General features: G+C 45.3%; 21 protein-coding genes. 6 read left to right on the top strand and 15 right to left on the bottom strand.

Going from position 1 to position 19,962, the window contains the following annotated elements; all coding sequences use genetic code 11:
• Positions 1–2: 2 nt before the first annotated feature.
• Positions 3–1,067 (bottom strand): efflux RND transporter periplasmic adaptor subunit, encoded by a 1,065-nt coding sequence (locus CFE23_RS14940; RefSeq protein WP_291089689.1) that lies wholly within the window; start codon positions 1,065–1,067, stop codon positions 3–5.
• A gap of 110 nt (positions 1,068–1,177) precedes the next feature.
• Positions 1,178–3,280, bottom strand: coding sequence for an ATP-dependent DNA helicase RecG (gene recG, locus CFE23_RS14935; protein ID WP_291089687.1), 2,103 nt, complete (start codon positions 3,278–3,280; stop codon positions 1,178–1,180).
• 110 nt (positions 3,281–3,390) lie between these two features.
• On the opposite strand from recG, the gene CFE23_RS14930 reads away from it, so the two are divergent.
• Positions 3,391–5,469 (top strand): M1 family metallopeptidase, encoded by a 2,079-nt coding sequence (locus CFE23_RS14930; RefSeq protein ID WP_291089685.1) that lies wholly within the window; start codon positions 3,391–3,393, stop codon positions 5,467–5,469.
• Positions 5,466–6,368: a patatin-like phospholipase family protein gene (locus CFE23_RS14925; RefSeq protein WP_291089682.1), complete on the top strand. Its 903-nt coding sequence runs from the start codon at positions 5,466–5,468 to the stop codon at positions 6,366–6,368. The genes CFE23_RS14930 and CFE23_RS14925 overlap by 4 nt, the downstream gene beginning before the upstream one ends.
• A 350-nt stretch (positions 6,369–6,718) precedes the next feature.
• Here CFE23_RS14925 and CFE23_RS14920 read toward each other — a convergent pair whose 3' ends face one another.
• Positions 6,719–7,240: a hypothetical protein gene (locus CFE23_RS14920; protein WP_291089679.1), complete on the bottom strand. Its 522-nt coding sequence runs from the start codon at positions 7,238–7,240 to the stop codon at positions 6,719–6,721.
• Between the two features lie 81 nt (positions 7,241–7,321).
• Between CFE23_RS14920 and CFE23_RS14915 the strand changes: the two genes are divergently transcribed.
• A complete protein-coding gene (locus CFE23_RS14915; protein ID WP_291089677.1) occupies positions 7,322–8,092 on the top strand; it encodes a TSUP family transporter in 771 nt (256 codons plus the stop codon).
• 51 nt (positions 8,093–8,143) lie between these two features.
• Here the strand turns inward: CFE23_RS14915 and CFE23_RS14910 are convergent, their stop codons facing one another.
• From CFE23_RS14910 to CFE23_RS14870, 9 genes are all read right to left on the bottom strand, one after another.
• Positions 8,144–8,338 (bottom strand): hypothetical protein, encoded by a 195-nt coding sequence (locus CFE23_RS14910; RefSeq protein WP_291089675.1) that lies wholly within the window; start codon positions 8,336–8,338, stop codon positions 8,144–8,146.
• 61 nt (positions 8,339–8,399) lie between these two features.
• Positions 8,400–8,933 (bottom strand): hypothetical protein, encoded by a 534-nt coding sequence (locus tag CFE23_RS14905; RefSeq protein WP_291089673.1) that lies wholly within the window; start codon positions 8,931–8,933, stop codon positions 8,400–8,402.
• Positions 8,933–9,388, bottom strand: a complete 456-nt coding sequence (locus CFE23_RS14900) for an NUDIX domain-containing protein (protein WP_291089672.1) — start codon at positions 9,386–9,388, stop codon at positions 8,933–8,935. The genes CFE23_RS14905 and CFE23_RS14900 overlap by 1 nt, the downstream gene beginning before the upstream one ends.
• Before the next feature lie 10 nt (positions 9,389–9,398).
• Positions 9,399–10,289: a hypothetical protein gene (locus CFE23_RS14895; RefSeq protein WP_291089669.1), complete on the bottom strand. Its 891-nt coding sequence runs from the start codon at positions 10,287–10,289 to the stop codon at positions 9,399–9,401.
• 24 nt (positions 10,290–10,313) lie between these two features.
• A complete protein-coding gene (locus CFE23_RS14890) occupies positions 10,314–10,730 on the bottom strand; it encodes a TIGR03067 domain-containing protein (protein WP_291089666.1) in 417 nt (138 codons plus the stop codon).
• A 72-nt stretch (positions 10,731–10,802) separates the two neighbouring features.
• Positions 10,803–11,306 (bottom strand): SRPBCC domain-containing protein, encoded by a 504-nt coding sequence (locus tag CFE23_RS14885; protein ID WP_291089663.1) that lies wholly within the window; start codon positions 11,304–11,306, stop codon positions 10,803–10,805.
• A gap of 3 nt (positions 11,307–11,309) precedes the next feature.
• Positions 11,310–11,630, bottom strand: coding sequence for a metalloregulator ArsR/SmtB family transcription factor (locus CFE23_RS14880; protein ID WP_291089660.1), 321 nt, complete (start codon positions 11,628–11,630; stop codon positions 11,310–11,312).
• 123 nt (positions 11,631–11,753) lie between these two features.
• On the bottom strand, positions 11,754–12,575 hold the full coding sequence (locus CFE23_RS14875; RefSeq protein WP_291089657.1) for an alpha/beta fold hydrolase: 822 nt from the start codon (positions 12,573–12,575) through the stop codon (positions 11,754–11,756).
• Positions 12,576–12,607: 32 nt separating this feature from the next.
• Positions 12,608–13,177 (bottom strand): GNAT family N-acetyltransferase, encoded by a 570-nt coding sequence (locus tag CFE23_RS14870; protein ID WP_291089655.1) that lies wholly within the window; start codon positions 13,175–13,177, stop codon positions 12,608–12,610.
• Between the two features lie 34 nt (positions 13,178–13,211).
• Here CFE23_RS14870 and CFE23_RS14865 point away from each other — a divergent pair, with 34 nt between their 5' ends.
• On the top strand, positions 13,212–15,023 hold the full coding sequence (locus CFE23_RS14865; protein ID WP_291089652.1) for a M2 family metallopeptidase: 1,812 nt from the start codon (positions 13,212–13,214) through the stop codon (positions 15,021–15,023).
• Positions 15,024–15,175: 152 nt separating this feature from the next.
• Here CFE23_RS14865 and CFE23_RS14860 read toward each other — a convergent pair whose 3' ends face one another.
• The 3 genes from CFE23_RS14860 to CFE23_RS14850 all read right to left on the bottom strand — a co-directional run bounded on the left by CFE23_RS14860 (position 15,176) and on the right by CFE23_RS14850 (position 17,998).
• Entirely contained in the window at positions 15,176–16,984 is a 1,809-nt protein-coding gene (locus tag CFE23_RS14860; RefSeq protein WP_291089649.1) for a hypothetical protein, read from the bottom strand.
• Between the two features lie 160 nt (positions 16,985–17,144).
• A complete protein-coding gene (locus tag CFE23_RS14855; RefSeq protein WP_291089647.1) occupies positions 17,145–17,537 on the bottom strand; it encodes a DoxX family protein in 393 nt (130 codons plus the stop codon).
• Positions 17,537–17,998: a YHS domain-containing (seleno)protein gene (locus CFE23_RS14850; RefSeq protein WP_291089644.1), complete on the bottom strand. Its 462-nt coding sequence runs from the start codon at positions 17,996–17,998 to the stop codon at positions 17,537–17,539. Before CFE23_RS14850 ends, CFE23_RS14855 begins: the two co-directional genes overlap by 1 nt.
• Positions 17,999–18,164: 166 nt before the next feature.
• Between CFE23_RS14850 and CFE23_RS14845 the strand changes: the two genes are divergently transcribed.
• Positions 18,165–18,854: a Crp/Fnr family transcriptional regulator gene (locus tag CFE23_RS14845; RefSeq protein ID WP_291089641.1), complete on the top strand. Its 690-nt coding sequence runs from the start codon at positions 18,165–18,167 to the stop codon at positions 18,852–18,854.
• 165 nt (positions 18,855–19,019) lie between these two features.
• A complete protein-coding gene (locus tag CFE23_RS14840; RefSeq protein ID WP_291089637.1) occupies positions 19,020–19,913 on the top strand; it encodes a hypothetical protein in 894 nt (297 codons plus the stop codon).
• Positions 19,914–19,962 lie beyond the last annotated feature (49 nt).

Raw genomic sequence — 19,962 nt, 5'->3', positions numbered from 1 at the left:
GCTTATTTTTTGGTGAGTTTAACCTTTACCGGCGCATCCTGTTTTAGCGACATGACACCAGAAGTAAGTACGGTGTCGCCTGCTTTTAAACCAGAAAGAATCAATACGTCTTTATCGGTGCGGGTTTCGGTTTCGACTTTGTTTTCTTTGGCTTTGCCGTTTTGGACAGTGAATACCTTTTTGCCATCCTGCACCGGCACAATGGCTTCCGATGGAATAACGATGGCATCATTTATTTGCTGTAAAGGCAGCTCAATGTCTGCAAATGTTCCGGGTAGTAGTTTTCCGTCTTTGTTGTCGGCGATGGCGCGAATCTGCAATGTTCTTGTGGCTACGGCGATTTCGGGTTCAATGGCATATACTTTTGCGGTGTATTGCGCTTTTGATCCGGCAACGGTAAATGTCAATGGCGCATTCAGTTTCATTTGGCCGGCGTATTTTTCAGGAATACTGAACGTGATTTTAAGTTGGGAAATGTTCACCAATTTGGCTACAAGAATATCAGGCGTCAAATAAGTACCCGGTGAAATCGACCGCAATCCGACCTTTCCGGAAAAAGGTGCCCTTACCGATGTCTTTCCAATTTGTGCGCGGATTAATTGGGTTTGTGCCTGTGCCGACTTGAAATCGGCCCGTGCAATATCATATTCTTCCTGGCTGATGGCTTCTTTTTTCAATAGTAAACCTGCGCGTCTTTCATTTTCTGACGCTAGATTTTCCTTGGTTTCCTGCTGGCGCAACTGTGCGCGAAGCTCCACATCATTGACTTTAAACAATACCTGTCCTTTACGGACGCTGGCGCCTTCAGTGAAATAGATTCCTTCGACGATTCCTGAGACCTCACTTCGGATTTCAACCTGTTCGTTGGCTTCAATCGATCCTGATAAGGAGAGGTTGTTGTTAAAGGTTTGCGGGACGATGACAATTCCATTGACCGTCGTAGACTTGTTTTTACCTTTTGGGTCTTTGGATTTGTCGTTTTCAGATTTGTTTTCCCTGATGCGGTAAAAAATCAGTGCGCTAATCCCAATAATAAGCGCACCGTAGACGATGTATTTTATTTTCATATGCTCAGAAGGCTGGGGCCTTTTATTCAACGTTATGAAACAAATTTAGGACTTAGCATTCTTAAAGCGGAAAACCTTAGATTTTATTTAACAACTGTGAGGTCAAAAAATCAACTGATATAGTTCCAGATTTCCTGTTTTTTTGACATTTCAACGAATACCTGTCGAAGCGTCGCGTGTGTAGGATGGCTCAAAGCGGCATCGTCTTTTAGTATTTTAATTGCGTAGTGTCGCGCCAATTGAAGGATTTCCCTGTCTTTTACAATATCAGCAATCTGCAGGTTCAGTACGCCGCTTTGCTGTTTCCCCATGAGGTCGCCGGGACCCCGAAGCTTAAGGTCGACTTCGGCTATTTCGAAACCATCATTGGTGCGGGTCATCGTTTCGATCCGGGTTTTGGTATCACTGCTTAATTTATGGCTGGTCATCAGGATGCAATAACTTTGCTCGGCACCGCGGCCGACGCGTCCTCGAAGCTGGTGGAGTTGTGAAAGCCCAAATCGCTCGGCGCTTTCAATGATCATGACACTGGCATTGGGAATGTTTACCCCGACTTCGATGACCGTAGTGGCTACCATGATGTTTGTTTTGCCTTTTGAAAACCGGTCCATTTCGGCATCCTTATCGGCAGGCTTCATTTTACCATGGACGATGGAAACGGCATATTTTGGCAACGGGAAATCCCTCGAAATGCTCTCATAGCCATCCATTAAATCCTTAAAATCCATCTTTTCCGATTCCTGGATGAGCGGGTACACAATATAAATCTGGCGGCCTTTCTCAATTTCGTTGCGGATAAACGCCCAGACTTTAAGGCGATTTGAATCAAAACGATGTACCGTCTGTATCGGCTTTCTGCCGGGAGGCAATTCGTCAATTACGGAAATATCGAGATCCCCGTAAAGGCTCATGGCAAGCGTACGCGGAATCGGCGTGGCAGTCATGACCAGTACATGCGGTGGAATCTCATTCTTTTTCCACAATTTAGAACGCTGTTCAACGCCAAAGCGATGCTGTTCATCAATGACGGCAAGCCCCAGGTTTTTGAACTTTACCTTGTCTTCCAGCAGTGCATGTGTACCAATGATAATATGCAATGAACCATTTTCAAGTTCCTCATGCAGGATTTTTCGGTCTGCGGTTTTGGTAGAACCGGTAAGGATTTTGATGTTGATGTTTAAATCCTTCGCCAATTCCGACAGGCCGATGTAATGTTGGTTCGCGAGGATTTCCGTTGGTGCCATCAAACACGCCTGAAAGCCATTGTCCAAAGCCAGCAGCATCGTCATCAGGGCCACGATGGTTTTCCCGGATCCTACGTCGCCCTGAAGTAAACGGTTCATCTGGGCACTGCCACCCATGTCGTTTCGGATTTCTTTTAGAACGCGTTTCTGCGCATTGGTAAGCGCAAAAGGCAAATGGTTATTAAAGAAGTCGTTGAAATATTCGCCGACTTTTGTAAATGGATGTCCTTTGATGCGTTGCTTCCGGATGATGTTTTTGGTGATCAGCTGCAATTGGATAAAAAATAACTCTTCGAATTTCAGCCTAAACTGCGCCTTCGCCAAATCGTCGTTGCTTTTTGGAAAATGAATATTGAACAATGCTGTTTTCTTTGGTACCAATTTCAATGCGTCCAATAAATAGGCAGGCAGCGTTTCGGTGAAAGCAATTCCGGTTTCCGTGAAAAGCTGTTGCATCATCTTGTTGACCACGCGATTTGAAATGCCGCGGTTGGCTAGTGTTTCAGTAGACGGATAGACCGGTTGCATTGCTGAACGCAGGTTTTGCTCATGTTCTTTCAGCAATTCTATTTCCGGGTGGGGCATGTTGTACTGCCCATTAAACGCACTGCATTTTCCGAAAATTACAATCGGGACGTTGAGTTGCAGGCTTTCGCGAATCCATTTGATGCCCTGGAACCACACCAGTTCCATTTCGCCGGTGTCGTCTATAAAGGTGGCGACGAGCCGTTTTCCTCTTTTTTGCTCAACTGTTTTGATACGGACTATTTTTCCCACCAATTGCACTTCCGCGGGACTGTTTCGCAGTTCATTTATTTTGTAATACCGCGTACGGTCGATGTAACGGTTTGGGTAAAAATTGATTAAGTCTGCATATTTATGGATCCCCAATTCCTTCCGAAGCAAATCGCCGCGCTGTGGGCCGACGCCTTTAAGATATTCGATTGGGGTTTGCAGCAGATTGGACATGGCGGTGCGAAAACTTTTAAGGCGAAGATAACTTTAAATTGGCAAATTGGGAAATGGCAAAATGATAAAACTCGTTATATTTGTTAAGCTTCTAAATTTTACCGATGCCTATGCGCCACCTCTTTATTTTATTTTTTTTCGGAATGGTATTTGCCCAACAGACGCGTTTTGTCGATTTTAAAACGGCGGAAGCGGGTATTTCATTTGGGCTAAATCCCCGAGTCCACGGCGAAGCGGCCTATACATTCAATGTAATCAATAGAATTGACACAATCAGGATAGACGCCGTGAACATGGAATTCAGTCACCTGACCATTAATGGGAAAGCGGTGAATTTTAAAAACTCGAATAAGCAGCTATTGCTTTTCGAAGGCTTTAAAAAAGGGAATAATACGCTTTCATTCGATTACACCGCCAATCCCAAACAAGCCATTTACTTCGTCGGCAAAAATGAAAACACACAGATATGGACGCAGGGGCAGGGAAAATATACGAGCCACTGGTTCCCCAGTTTTGACGATGTGAATGAGAAGGTAATTTTCAGCGTGAATATATACCATCCCAAAAACTTCAATGCCATTTCAAATGGACTGGCCAAAGCACCTGGAAGTTACCTTAAGCCCGAGATTGCAAACAATATGATTTCGAGTTATAAGATGGAAAAGCCAATGAGCTCTTATTTACTCATGCTCGCCGTCGGGAAGTTTGAGCACAAATCTGAAAAATCGTCCAGTGGCATACCACTCGAATACTACTATGCACCGGAAGATTCCGCAAAATTTGAACCAACCTACCGCTATTCCAAACGGATTTTTGACTATTTGGAAAAGGAAATCGGAGTGGCGTATCCGTGGCAGATTTACCGGCAGGTTCCGGTCCGTGATTTCCTGTATGGCGGGATGGAGAATACCACGTCCACGCTTTTCAATATGACATACGTCGTTGACGATATCGGCTACAATGATATCAATTACATCAACGTGAATGCGCATGAACTCGCGCACCAGTGGTTTGGCGACATGGTTACCGCAAAATCCGGGAAGCACCATTGGTTACAGGAAGGGTTTGCGACTTATTTTGCATTGCTGGCGGAACAGGAGCTCTTTGGAGAAGACCATTTCAATTACCGGTTGTATGAGATTGCTGAACAGCTGCAACAGGCCGCGAAGACCGATACCGTTCCCATCCTGAATGAAAAAGCGAGCACCTTGAGTTTTTACCAAAAAGGGGCGTGGGCATTGCATGTGCTTCGTGAAAACGTGGGGCATGAAAAATTCCGGAAAGCGCTTAAGAACTACCTCGGAAAGTACCAATTCAAAAATGTGGAGACCGACGAATTTCTTGCCGAAATCAAAAAAGTCTCCCGCTATGACGTTGACGCCTTTAAAAGGCGCTGGCTCGAAGCCTCCGATTTCCCCATTCAGGAAGCCTTGGCTTTGCTTAAGAAAAACGATTTTATCAACCAATATTTTGCCGTAGCGGAAATGAAGGACACGCCTTTGTCCCAAAAACAAAAACAATTTGAAACGCTTCTGGCCTCAGACGCTTTTTATCCCATCAAGGAAGAAATTGTTTACCAGCTGCAGGATGTTCCCTATAACGATAAAAAGGCATTGCTGCTTCAGGCGATGCGGACCAACGAATGGCATGTGCGCCGCGCAGTGTCCTCGAACTTTCCTGATGTTCCTGCCGATTTCAGGTCGGAATACGAGACGCTGTTGGACGATTCCTCGTATGTCACACGTGAAATCGCCCTGAACAAACTTTGGTCACAATTCCCTGAGGAACGCGTAAAATGGCTGGATAAATCTGATGGCTGGATTGGGCTGAATGACCGGAATCTCAGAATACTTTGGCTCGCGATGGCATTGAGGACGAAAGACTACCGCGCCGATAAGAAATCGGTGTACTATGAGGAGTTGCTGCATTACGCTTCCGCAGATTTTGAGACGGAAGTGCGGCAAAATGCCATCGAAAACCTGATATTCCTGGACAAGAGCGACAAAAACTACTTGCCTTTCCTCGTCAATGGGCTGGTAAGCCACAAATGGCAGTTTTCAAAATTTGCAAGGGACAAAATCAGGGCACAGCTTAAGAAACAAAACCACCGCGAATATTATGAAGCATTGCTGGAATCCCTGCCTGCCAATGAAAAAATCCAACTCGATAAACTTTTGAAAGAAAAATGAGAGCGTTAGTCATTTCAGGCGGTGGAAGTAAGGGTGCTTTTGCCGGAGGGGTTGCCCAATACCTTTTAGAACAGGGGCATCGATATGATTTGTTGCTGGGAACATCGACAGGAAGTCTGCTCATACCACACCTGGCACTAGGCAATGTGAAGAAGATCCACAGCATTTACACCAATGTGAATATGAAGAAGATTTTCGACATCAATCCGTTCGTGGTCAAAAGACGGAAAGGTGTGGAAATTGTCACCATCAACCACTTCAACGTACTGCTGCAGTTTTTCAGGAAACGCAGGACATTTGGCGAAAGCCATAAACTGCGGAAACAGATCAGGAAGAATTTTACACGCAGCGATTTCAACCAGCTGAAGGCCTCGAACTGCAACATCGTGGTTACGGTAACCAACCTGACCAAGAGTGATGTCGAATACAAGGCGATAAAGGATTTTGAGTACGACGATTTCTGTGACTGGATCTGGATTTCGTGCAATTACATTCCATTTATGAGCATTGCCACTAAGGACGGCTGCGAATATGGCGATGGCGGCTTTTCGAGCCTGGTCCCCATACGGGAAGCCATCAACCGTGGTGCAAAAATCATTGATGTGGTCATCCTGGAGACAGAAACGCAACTTGCGCCACGGGTGATTGGAAAAAATCCATTTTCCTTAATGGTCGATTTATTTGCTACGTTGCTCGACCAGGTAGAAAAACATGATATCACAATCGGGAAACTGTCGGCGAAACACCACGATGTAAAACTAAACCTATATTATACACCCACGCAACTAACTGACAATGCGTTGATTTTCAATAAAGAGAAAATGAAGCAATGGTGGAAAGACGGTTACGAATACGCTAAGAACAAGAGCGAGATTATGAGTGATAATCGGTCGACATAGTAAAATTGCGGCGCTTGACTTAGGGTTTTTCAATCTCCACCTGTTATATAGTTTCCCAGGCGCATGGTGGGAAAAATTGCTATAAAAAAGAAGCCTTCGTTTTTGCGAAGGCTTTTTGTTTTGTTGTTGTCCAGGGATTTTCTCCAAATCCATCTCCTTGATAAATTTAAGAAATCTTCCGATTTTGCCGTAAATCAAGTGCAGAAAAAATTGTATTTTACCTTCAGGGAAGGGGCATTTGCGTCCCTACAAAAAAGCTTGATACCTTCAATACGGGAAACCCGGATATTTTGTTAAATTTTTAATATTGCAGAAAAGAATCTAGTAGCAATAGACAATGCAAAGTATTCCTATAAGAACGAAGAAACTTCGTCTTTAAGATAAGCCAGTGCGGCATTACCCGGCGTTTGCTTCTCCAGTAACTCGTTAAGGATGTACTGCCTCAGGCTGTCGGCATCCGTCACCTCAGAAGATAACGCAGCTTTGCGGACCATCTGCATCGTGCTGTTTTTTGCGGTAACAATCAGCGCCCAGCATTGGTCAGACATATAAATCTGTTGTGTCAGGTTGTGTTCGAATTCCTGATCAATGTGGGCAATCAGCAAATTCGCATAATCGTTTTTGTCCGTAGAAATGGGTGCAATCCTGATCAGGATTTTTGTCAGGTTAATGCGCTCCAGGAAAAGTGTCATCCTTTCATATGCCTGCAGTTTTAAAGGTAGTGCCTGTTTCTGGCTGCTGCGGTGAAGTAAGAACTGGCGTTTCTTTTCTTCATTATTCGTATACGTCAGGAAGAAATAATACGCCACGCCGCCAGTGATCAAGGCTGGAAGCGTAAAAAATAAAAGCTCTACAATCTTATCGGTGTTCATTTTATCAGAATTTTTTAGCGAAGCAAATAAACGAATAAACGGATAAAACAAATACATTAGCTTTGATAAAATTTTCAAAAAGTGGATGTCGGAATCATTATACTTCTTTGTATTGGGGCATTTGCCGCAGGATTTGTCGATGCGATAGTAGGAGGAGGAGGGTTGATCCAAACCCCATTGGCACTGATCCTGCTGCCCGGCCTTCCGGTAGCAACAGTAATCGGGTCATTGAAGATTCCGTCATTTTCCGGCACATTGTTCGCTGCAAAGCAATACCTACAGCAAGTCAGAATGGACTGGAAACTCCTGTCGGTAATGATGCTGCTGGCGGTTCCTTCAGCATTTGCGGGCTCAACGCTGCTTACTGTTGTGCAAAACGATTTCATGAAACCGCTGCTACTGGTAGTGTTATCTTTTATGGTGGTGTATACCTATGCGAAAAAGAACTTTGGACAGCATAAGGACAAATCACATTCGACGGCACGGCAATTGCTGTATGCGATTCTTATCAGCCTAACAGTCGGGTTCTACGACGGATTTATCGGGCCTGGTACCGGTAGTTTTTTTGTCGTGGCCTTTATTGCGTTGCTGGGTTTTGATTTCCTGCATGCTTCCGCCAATGCCAAAATGGTCAACCTCGCGACAAACTTCGGTTCGATCTGCCTTTTCATTTCCAAAGGCAAAGTGATTTGGTCCATCGCGATCCCGATGGCGGCCTGCAACGCCGTCGGCGGATTTATCGGTGCTAAGCTTGCCATCGCAAAAGGCAATAAATTCATCCGGCTGTTCTTCCTACTCGTCATCGTTGGTACACTGGTGCGGTTTGCGTATGACGTTTTCAAGCGAAGATAGGCATTGAAATCAAAGCAACAGGGAAGATTTTCCGTCGGAAGCACCAACTTTTCATTCCGCAGCACTTCCGCAGCAGTCAGTTGTGGTGAATTGACGTTCAGAAGCATCTGATTGCCATTCCGAAGTGTTCCATTCGCATTCAGAAGGAGAAAATTCGCCATCAGAAGCATCAAATTTTGACACGGAAGCATCAAATTTTGACACGGAAGCATTCATCAGGGCATCGGAAGCATCAATCAGGGCCAATGAGTCGCTTCGGAGTAGGCATTAAGTTATTCAATCGGGATTATTTTGGATATCTGACAAATCAATCCCTTGGTTCCCAATCGCCCTTTTTGAAATACATATTGTTGAATTTCTCAGAATGAAATACGTAATAGAACGACCAGACTTCCCGGTATAAAGTTGGATTGTCCGCAATAATATGGTGCGTTGGTTGCTTAAAATGCAGTGCGATGCGCGGTGGGGTATAGGTATCACTATAGGTTATCGCCCCACGATAGGTTTTTAAAATCTGATCCTTTTCAATAACATAAAAAAGGAATTGGTCATCGTCGGTAATTTCAAAGCGGAAATGGTCGTATTGCCAATCGGCCTGTTTCCCAGGAAAGAACCCACGGTCTACAACATATTTTCCGCGGATATCATCAATGCCAGGAACGGTCTTACTGCTTACAAATTGAAGTAGCGACACTAAGAATACCGCCAATACGATGAAAAACCAAATGGCACCCATTGTCTTAAGCCATTTTTTGTTACGGGTAAACAACCAAATCATCAGCGCGACGGCAGACAATGGCAGGATTACCAAAATAAAAAGCAGGTTAAATCCGAATCCCATTAGATTAGTTTTTGGTGCAGTTCCAGAAGAAGACCGGCTTGTGCCGGATTGATTTTTACCAAAACCTCTTCGACCGAAAACCAGCCAGCACGGTCAACTTCGGGGAATGATTGCTTCTTTCCCGACTTTGGCGGCCATTCCATATCGAAAGTGTTGCTTCGGAGCGTACTGGTGTCAAAATCCCTTTCTGCCGCCCACGCATAGATGACTTTTCCCGATTTCAGTTTCACCGGCGACAACGGCGTGCAATCCCCCTGCAGCCGAAGCCCGGTTTCTTCTTCCAGTTCCCGAATGGCGGCATCGAACGCATTTTCATCATCCTCGAATTCGCCTTTAGGAATAGACCACGCGCCTTCGTCCTTATGCTTCCAAAACGGTCCTCCGGGATGTACGATCAGGAACCGTAACCCTTCGGGCGTATTTTTATAAAGCAGTATGCCGGCGCTTTTCTTCAAGCTGATTTATCTATGGATTTATTTTTTTGATTTCATAAGCCAGGAGTTTTACCCCTTTAGCAGACAAATGATCGCCGTCTGGCAGGTAACAGTCGTCAGTGAGGGCGAGTGTCGAGAAGTCCGTATAGGCAATGCGGCATTTCATTATTACCGTTTTAAGTTTGGACTGATAGGCATTGGGTACTTTTGAATGGTATGAGGAATGTACAGGCGTTGAAAACAGCGATAATTTTATATTTCTCGACCGACAGAGGAAGATGATGCTGTCAAGATATTGTAGGTCAACGGTAGAAAAACGGCTGATCTTACCCGAATTGAAATACTGGAAGGCAATCCTTTTACCAACTTCTTTTTCGGAAACCGTGGTAGCTATTGCCTTTGTCGGATAACCACCGACAATCGGGAATTTTCCTCCAGTAATTGCAGGCATGGCCCATGATTTTAGGATATTGCGGAAGAAAAGCGGCAGTTCGGCAACATTCCATTTCAAGACGTCCAGTTGCTGTGCCGCGGGTAAGGCATAAAAATAAGCAGGGGAAATTGTGGCTGCGTACCGCCCATCGGTAAATTCATGGTTTACCTTGGCAGAGAAATTATGGCAGCCGATTCCAAGGTTTACAGCGCTAATTCCGGGATTGCGGGACAGTATTTTTTTAAGTTTATAAAACGTAAACAGGTAAGTCTCTGCAGAACGCCCAATATTTTTACAGTTGGGGAGCAGCCGGTCGTCAATGGCCTGTTCGATATGGGAATCGCCGGCAAATAGTGTTTTGACGCTTGGATCAAGCCTGTAAATTGATGAATTATAGCATGCATATACTGAAGTACAGACTGCAATAATCAGAAAGTACATGCCGAGTAAGCCCGCAAAAGACACCAATCTTTTAATAAATTTCTTCATTTCGGGCATAAAAAAATCCTTTGGTTATTCAGTTGACCTTTTAAAAACAGACATGAAAAAAAGCGGTTGGTTGCTGGTGTCGAAGGCCTCAGGATAACTGTCTCCGCCAAGGTTGTAACAAATCGTAAGCAAATCATTTTCTAATTTGTAGATCGCGGTAAAGTGCTTTCCGGCATTGGCACCTTCTTTAACGTAGATATCCATTTTTCTTTCCTCGTAATCAAACTTTCCTTTGTCAGTGCTCTCAGCAGTCATCGAAAAATCGTTGCCGGATAAAATTAATTTCTGTATCGAAAGGAACTTGTCCGGAATTTGCTCACCATTTATTTCCTGTCTGATGGGTAACCATGTACCATCCAGTTGCTGTTGTACTTTCGTTGAAATGGGTAATTGGCCGTTTAAGGAAATAGTCAGAAAAGCAATGAATGTTAACAGTTTCATTTTTTTTTGATTTTAAAAGTTAATGGCCGTTAAATTTAAAAAAAAATGCCGGACATCTCCGGCATTTGGATACTATTTTAAGTCATGCTGCGCGAGCAATTCGTCGAGGTTGCCCAGTGCCATCGTGAATCCTTCTTTAAAGCCCATTTGGATGATCATTTCGAGATCGCTGAGCTTTTCATAGGTCATCACGACCTCTACCACGGTATATTCCCCATCCTGATGAAAGGCCACATCCCATTTTGTCCGCGGAAAATCAGTATTTGTATTCCAGTGTTCATCACAAAATGCGTCCAGTCCTGTAAAGGACTGCTGCGGGCTGATGGTTTGGTAGTCTGCGCGGCAGCGGTGCTCCTCACCCTGCGGGCCGATCATGGCGTAGAACCAGGTACCCCCTTCGCTAAAATCCATGGATCTTGTTTTGGCAATATAGGGTTTTGGTGCCCACCATTGGTCCAACAGTTCGGCTTTCGTCCAGGCGTCCCAGACGTTGTTTACGTACGCGGCAAATTCCCTTTTGACGTGGATTTTGTTATTTTCCTTATCTACGGAAAAGTCCATGGCTAAATTTTTCATTTTCTATTTATTTTTCAAGGTTAATAATAAGCTGTCCAGTTGGGAAAAACGGTCGTCCCACAATTCGCGGAACTTTTGTATCCAATTGTCAATTTCCTTCATACGGATCGGGTTTAACTGGTAATAAATTTCCCTCCCCATTTGTTCCTGTTTCAGTAAATCGCATTCGGAAAGGATTTTGATGTGCTTTGAAACCGCCTGTCTGCTGCTATGAAAGTGGTCAGCAATGGCGTTGGGTGTCATGGCCTGTGAAGCAATGAGCAAAAGGATCGCCCTGCGCGTGGGATCGGCGATGGCCTGAAAGATGTCGCGTCTTGTTTCCATTTCGTTGGATTAATGCAATTATATGGTTGCAAATATATATGCAATTATTCGGTTGCGCAACTGTGTTTCCAGTTTTAACATTAATTCGTCTGGAATGTTTGACTTCTATAACCTTATTGGATTTTAGTTTGTGGGGCTACCGTTGTTATACCCAAGGATTTTTGAGATGGCATCAACATATTCCGGATTGTCGGTCATGCCATTGTGCTTTTGGGCGTGGAGGGTAATCAGTGTGTCAGAAGATTTAAAGTGCGTTTGGAGTTTCAACGACGATCCATAGTAGATGATCTCATCTGCATCACCGTGGAAAATAGTTACGGGCATCCTGCAATTCTGAATACCGGCTGCGGTGTCAAACTTATATTTGAGTAAAAAGGTCGGGACAATCGGAAAACGTTTGCCCATCATGTCTTTCAGGTTATAGTATGGTGCCTGCAGGATTAACATTTTTGGGTTGTTGGCGGCAGCCAGGTTTGCTGCGGGTCCCGTCCCAATGGAATATCCTAGTACGATAATTTGGTTCTCGGGGTATTGCTTTTTCAACGTGTTGTAATCAGCCTGCATGTCAGCATAAAACTGCATTTCGCTATCGATGCTGCCTTTGCTTTTTCCGTAACCGCGGTAGTCCGGCATGAAAACATCATAGTCCATCGAAAGATACAGTTGGGCTACTTTGCCCCAGCTGCGAAGCGAGCCCATGTTTCCATGCAGGTAGAAGATTACGCCTTTTGACTGTCTGGCCTTGAATAAAATGTTGTGTAAGCTGACGCCGTCCGGTGCGTTGACATTTATCTCTTCGAATGGCTGGCTGAAAGCGAACCGGTAATCGGGAGCCAGTTTCTCAGGGAAGAAAATCAGTTTCTCCTGAAAAAAATACAATAAAGTGCAAACGATAATGTATAAGCACACCGTTATTTTGAGCCCTTTAATCAGTAGTTTTTTCATTTGCGGGTACCCATATTTGCCGTTAGCAGTGGTTAAGATATGGATTTAACCATTACAATATTTTCATATTTGTTGACCTCCATCTGAAAGGCAGCGCGGCCAATCGGCTTGTAATGATGTTTCTTGTAAAATGAAATGGCCCGGTCATTGGTTTCAAGTACCCAAAGCCACATTTCGCTGATTCCTTTGGCTTTTACGACCTTTTCCACTTCCTGCAACAGGTTCTCGCCGATCCCTTTGCCACAAAACCATTCGAGGATGTACAGCTTATTAAGTTCGGGTGCAACCAAATCACCGACGGGACATTTCTTATCAAATTCAATTTCGGCGACACCTACAAGGTTGCCCTTATAGGAGGCAACAATAAGGTTATCGGGGTTGTTTTTAATTGTTTTTTTGAGCCGCTCTACCTCAAATTGTTTTGTGATAAAATTGGCAAACTCGTCAGATACCCCTTCGATACCATAGGTTGCGATATAAACCTGCTTGTAAAGAATGGATAGTTTTTTTGCATCCGAGACATCAGCTTTTCGATACGTAATCAACATGGTTTTTTTTGTGAAAATATAAAATGTGTCGGGTTTATTAAAAAAAATCTTCATTTTTCTTACATTTACTCAAATAAAATATATTATAATGAAAAAATACGTACTCATCCTCGCGGCCGTAGCTGCCTTGTATTCTTGTAACAAGGACAAAGCGGGTGATGCCGGATTGCAAAAAAAGGTGCAGACCTATCTTGACGGTTACAACAAGGAATATCAAAAGTTGAATGTGCTTGTAAATGAAACTTCCTGGAAGATGCAGATTCACATTGTGGAAGGTGATTCGACGAATGCGGTGGCAAATAACAAAGCCATGGAGGCCTACGCCAAATACACCGGAAGCAGTGATAATATTAAGATGGCGAAGGCGTTCCTGGAGCATCAGGACGTATTGACGCCGCTACAGGTCAAGCAATTGAAAAGTATCCTTTACAAGGCGGCCAACAATCCTGAAACATTGCAAAAGATCGTAAGCGCGCGCATCAAGGCGGAAACAAAGCAAACAGAGAATCTTTTTGGCTTTGACTTTAAGATTGATGGCAAATCGGTTTCTGCCAATGATATTGATGGGGTCCTTGCCGACGAAACCAATCTGGCCAAACGCAGAAAGGCATGGGAATCAAGCAAAGAAGTGGGAAAAGGTTTGAAAACGGGCCTGGTTAACCTCAGGAATCTGCGCAATCAGACCGTGCAGGGATTGGGGTACAAGGATTTCTTCGAATACCAGGTATCCGATTACGGCATGACGACGGATGAAATGCTGGTAATGCTGAAGCAATTTAACAAGGATCTCTATCCGTTGTTTCGGGAACTGCATACCTATGCCCGGTATGAATACGCGAAAAAGTATGGTGTAAAGGATGTGCCGGATATGCTGCCCGCAGACTGGCTTCCAAACCGCTGGGGCCAGGATTGGAGCAGCCTCGTTGATGTGAAGGGCATCGATCTTGATGCTGCACTGAAACCCAAGGGCGCCGAATGGATTGTAAAGCAGGGAGAACGTTTTTACGTCAGTATCGGCTTTCCGGAATTGCCGAAAACATTCTGGGAGAAATCGGATTTGTACCCGGCACCCGCTGGAGCAAACTATAAGAAAAACAACCACGCATCAGCATGGCATATGGATCTTGACAAAGATGTGCGTTCGTTAATGAGTGTGGAGCCCAACAGCGAATGGTACGAAACTTCCCACCATGAACTGGGCCATATTTACTACTACTTGTCGTATAGCACGCCTGAAGTTCCCTACTTAATGCGGGAAGGCGCTAACCGCGCGTACCATGAGGCTTTGGGAAGCCTGATGGGCATGGCCGCCATGCAGAAGCCATTTATGGAAAACCTGAACCTGATTCCGAAAGGCACTCCGTCTGATGAGATGCAGACCTTGTTGAAGGAAGCGTTGAATTACGTGGTTTTCATTCCGTTTAGTACGGGAACCATGAGCATGTTTGAGCACGATTTGTATGCAGAAAACCTTCCGGCGGATCAATTTAATAAGCGTTGGTGGGAACTTGCGGCACAGTATCAGGGGATTGTTCCTCCGACGGTACGTGGTGAAGAATTTTGTGACGCGGCTACCAAAACACACATCAATGATGACGCTGCGCAGTACTATGATTATGCGCTTTCTTATATCCTGTTGTTTCAGATCCACGATCATATTGCCAAAAAGATTTTGCATCAGGATCCACACGCCACAAATTACTATGGCAACAAGGAAGTCGGTAAGTTCATACAGGACATCATGAAGTCGGGTGCTACCGGCGACTGGAGGAAACTACTGCGTGAAAAAACAGGAAGCGACCTTAGTGCCAAAGCGATGCTGGAATATTTTAACCCGTTAATGGATTACCTTAAGAATGAAAATAAAGGCAGGAAATATACTTTGCCCGCTTTAAAATAAAGCGTCCCCTTGAAAAGGAGCTTCCCAATCGGGAAGCTCTTTTGTTTTGTATTGCTGTTTGAGGAGGTCGTCGAGGTTGATGACCGTCAGTATCGTTTTCCCGTCGGTGTCCGGGACTATCAGATCAAACCCATTTTTAGAAGCGCTTGGGATTAGACCGGTTGGAACGCACCGATGACTAGTCTATTGACTTCTTGCTCGTATTTTTCAAGTACTTTGGGAATGGAATCGCTACAAGGCTGCCCAAATCCATTGCTGGCATAAAGGTCTTTATAGTAGTCTATTCCGCGCAACAGATTTTCGCGAAACGTTTCCCACTTTTTGCATTGTGCGGGTGGCATTTCCGCCATATCGCCCATCTCGTTTTTAAGGTGGTTCACATACAAATGCAATTCTTTCAAAAACATGTGCGGCCTGGGGGTTGCCCCTAACACGGAGGTTTCTCCATAAATGTGCCTGACCATGTCAAAAAGGGAAACTTCCTTATCAAAATAAGCCATATTCGGGCCGGGACAAACCACAACCCCCTGCGCCTGGCCTTTGATTGGGATTTGATTTTCGAGATAAGAGGCATTGGCAAGTCCCACGCACAAGCAGGCTTTTTCGGTGATCCTGCACGCTCTTTTCTCAAGCGAGGCTTCGTCCAGACTGTTTTTTTCAAGCGCGAGGCTTGAGAGTTGGTCTTGCTGGTATTTTCGGGATGCCGTACACACGCCTTTGCCATCTGTCCCGGTATGCAATGCCAGCAGCTTCTTCGGGCAGGAGCTTCCGGGCTTGTTTTCTTTAATCCGTTTGTGGTGAAACGCTTCGTTGGTAGTTCCTTTGATCGTATTGAAAGGCACGCCGAGCGGCGACATGTTGCTCAGGTAGAAATCACTTTCCTTTCCGTTCGCCAATAGGTCACGCGTTGCCTTATCTGTTGATGTTGCTTCGGGAACCAGCAGGAACGGGGATCCCCATCCCACCGAGTCTACTTTATAGTGTTTCAACAGAAAATCATGCTCTGCTGCCGTACCGACCCCACCCTGAACGGTAATTCGGATTGACGGTGCCGTTTTTGGTGCACACAAACCTTTTGAGGTTAATGCTTTGGACATTAAATCAAATGCTGATTCGACGAGCTGGTCTTTTTTCTGCATGAATTCTTCCAATATCGGTCCCAGGAGCAGTCCTTCTGTAGCAAATGCATGGCCACCACAATTTAGTCCTGATTCAATCCGGTATTCTGAAACCCAAAGTCCTTTTTTTGCGAGGAAATTGCCCTGGATCATTGCGGAGCGGAAGTCACTTACCTTAAGGATGATCTGTTTTTCAAAAGTCCCTTCAGCGTTTGGAAAGAAACAGGGAAATTTCTCAAAATAGCTGAAAAGCCTTGGGTTCATTCCGGCGGAAAGTACGACCGATGACCGCAGGCCGCTATTCGCAAATCCGCGCAACGCCGCATGTGCATCGTTGAACTCTACCGCGAGCTTTTCATTTTTATGGAAGTTGTCCTTGTCTACTTTTGTCATGATATTCACATCAATGGCGCCCGGTGTGAGGTGATCGTCAAGGAATTCCCGCAGCATTTTTGGGTTGGAGAAATGCCCCGAAGCAAAATCCTCGAGCTTTTCCCGAAGTGCTGAGCCTGTTGGCAGCATGTCAGAAAATCGCTGCAAGGCCTGGATGCTTCCGGACAACTCCGTCTTAAAGCTTTCCAATTTGCGCTTGACGATTTTGTCCACGAGGTTTAAATAGGATGTAATGCGCTTCGCCCTGTAGTCCAGGTCTTTCAGTCCGGTTTCTACAAAAGGGAGTTGGTAAAGGTTGGTGTAGAAATGGTTCATTTTTTCCAGCAATTCATCATCGACGATGGAAATTACGGAGGAAATACCATATTGGGCGACCCTGATCGGTGAGTCAACAGTATAAGCCAATCCCATCACGGGAATGTGAAAAGTGTGTATCGGTTGTTTCGGCATACGTAACGGCATTTAAAATAACGCAAATATGACGTAAAGAAACCGACCCAAATATGACGAAAGTCACGTTATGGAAAGAATGTAAAAACTACCATCATTTGCCAAAGAGGTACCTGTGCTTACACAATCTCTTCACCTTACCCATTCAGTAAGCGCGCGGCTAACCGCTGATTTTACGCAATAGTACAGCGAATTGCCGCCTTTCAATCCACATTAAAATCGCGGCGCAGACGAGGGTGGCCAACGCGAGGCCAAACAACAGTCCGCCATCATCTTTAACGGCGATTCCCAATACGAGCAGGTGGGAGAGTACCGCACCCAGCATCACACCGGCGGCAATTCCTGCGCCATAGAACGTCGTCCGTGGAATGAGAATCAGCACCGCGGCAATCAGTTCTGCCACGCCGGAGCCGATACGGCCGACGGGTTCCAGTCCCATTGTCGAAAAAATGTACACTGATTCAGGGCTGGCGCTAAATTTAAAAAACAAGGTCTGTAACAGAATGGCTGCGGGGATGATCCGCAAAATCCAAATATAGGCTGGCTGTCTCATTATTTGATGAATTTTTTCCAGTTGTTGTCGGCGGCGGGTTTCAATTTCTTCTCGTCCTTGTTCCAGCTCTTGAGCGTGTTGTTAAAGTAGGCATTGTAAAAAAGATACAGTTTGCCATCGAGGATTTTAAATGTTTCCGGGTCAATTTCGACCTTTTCGGCGTTGGCGCCCATCGCATAAGCGCACCATCCGCCATATTGGGGTTCATAGCCAGCAGGATTTTTCAAAAACAAATCCTTGTTTGACGCAGACGAAAAATAATAGGTAATGCCGTCATGCGCAACGGCAAGGTCTTTCTTCCCTTTTAGGGCTTTACCCTGCTTAAAATACGATACCGGATCGTAACCCTGAATGGCTACATTGTTTTCAATATTGAATGCGGCCTTGCGTTTGGCAGCATCCTGGGCAAAAGCGGTTACCGAGATCAGCGCCGCGATAAATGCAAAAATTCTTGTTTTCATTGTCTGGTTTATTTAAATGATTTCTGTGGCAAATGTATTTCCGATAAGCGGAAGCGAATGTCAGCTACTTTACAAAACCCGTTAATTAACAAAGGATTATGATTATTTACTACGAAAGTAATTTGAAAAAATCTATTTCTTACATTTACGTTATATTTTTACAGGCATGTATGATGAGCTAAAATATTGGTACCTGCGTGACCACAAACTATTTCGGGCGCTGAGTTTCTCCCAGATCAGGCAGCTGTGCATCATCACGGGCTTTAAAAAGGCGGTCAAGGGCGAAATCATCCAGTTTGCTTCTTCGGAAGCGCCACGAATCTTTTTACTGAAAAAAGGCGCGCTCAAAATTGTGTCGCTGGACGAGGACGGGAACGAAACGATTAAGGACATTATCCAGAAAGGCGATCTTTTTGGGGAGCTGAGCCTTGAAAGCGACCAGGACGTCAACGAATATGCCAAAGTACTCTCTGACGAAGTTTCGATCTGCAGTTTCCTGATGTCGGATTTTGAAAACCTGCTGCTGCGCAACCCCAGCCTGGCGTTGTCTTACACCAAATTTGTCAGCCTTAAAATTCGGCGCGTAAAGAACAGCTATGCCAACCTCGTTAATAAAGATGCCAAAACGAGGCTGTACCAGTTTCTCAATGATTGGGCTGAACGCGATGGCGTGAAGCGTGGCGATGGTGTCGTGCTTGAAAATTACCTGACGCAGACCGACATTGCCCAAATCATCTGTACATCGCGTCAAACTGCGACGCTGCTTTTGAATGAGATGGAGAAACAAGGCATCATCATCTATGGACGTAAGGAGATTGCGATTTCAGACGTTTCGAGGCTCGCGACGCATAAGTAGCTGTCAGCTGTCAGCTGTCAGCGATTAGCGGTTAGCGATCAGTTGCAGTATTAACATCTGCGTGCGGATCATCCACTTCTCAAATTCAATAAAAATCAGTGGCTTTGTCAACCAGCTGACAATTCGGTTTTTCATTCGCGGTTACATTTGTGTAAAATAAGCGCTATGAAAAAGTCTCTTTTTGTTGTATGCCTCTTGTTATCAACCCTCCAATACACCCGTGCACAGGGCTGCAGCGATGCAGGAATTTGCAGTTTGCCCGTCACAGCGACCAGCATGCCCACAAAGAACCAGATTGAGGTCGCTGCGGTTTTCGGCGCGGGAGAAGCAGATACTCGGTATATCTCGCCGTACATCACGTACACCAGGACTTTTAGTGAACGGTGGTCGGGCGCCGTAAAGATCACGGCGTCGTCTGCCAGCGGAAGCTTTGGTACGCGCAGTGCGGTCGGTGATGCGTACCTCAGCAGCACTTATAGCCCCGTGACGGAGCGCGTTTACAAATGGAGTTTTACCGGTGGACTGAAAATCCCGTTTCATGACGCCAACCTGAGCATAGACAACCGCCCGTTGCCGATGGACTATCAAAGCAGTTTGGGAACCATCGATTTCCTGGGCGGGGCAAACCTGAACTACAAGATGTGGGATTTTAATGTGGCGGTGCAGGTGCCGGTGATCAACTTCAATGCCAATTCGTATGTTGCGGACTTTTCAGGTACGGACGATTTCCCGACGACAAACCTGTTTGAAAGGAAACCCGACGCGTTGCTGAGGGCCACGTATACCGTGAAGACCAGCAACAAGTACTTTAGTTTCAAACCCAATCTATTGTTCATCTACCACCTTGGCACGGATACGTACGAAGACAGCGACGGCAAACGGCTTTCAATTGCGGGCTCTGATGGATTGACGGTCAATGGCAACCTGATTTCGGCGTATCATTACAAAACGGGCGTCATTGAGTTGTCGCTGGCCACGCCGTTTGCCGTGCGAAAGGTCAGGCCTGATGGATTGACACGGGAATGGACGGTTGGCATCGGCATCAGGAAAGGGTTTTGATTGTACGAAGCGCGCTGTTTAAAAGCCACGGTCTGCAATGCTCAGTACG

Source organism: Flavobacterium sp. BFFFF1 (assembly GCF_002256285.1).
GTDB lineage: Bacteria > Bacteroidota > Bacteroidia > Flavobacteriales > Flavobacteriaceae > Flavobacterium.
The sequence above is the reverse complement of the archived record's forward strand: the minus strand, read 5'-3'. Positions and strand labels throughout refer to the sequence as shown.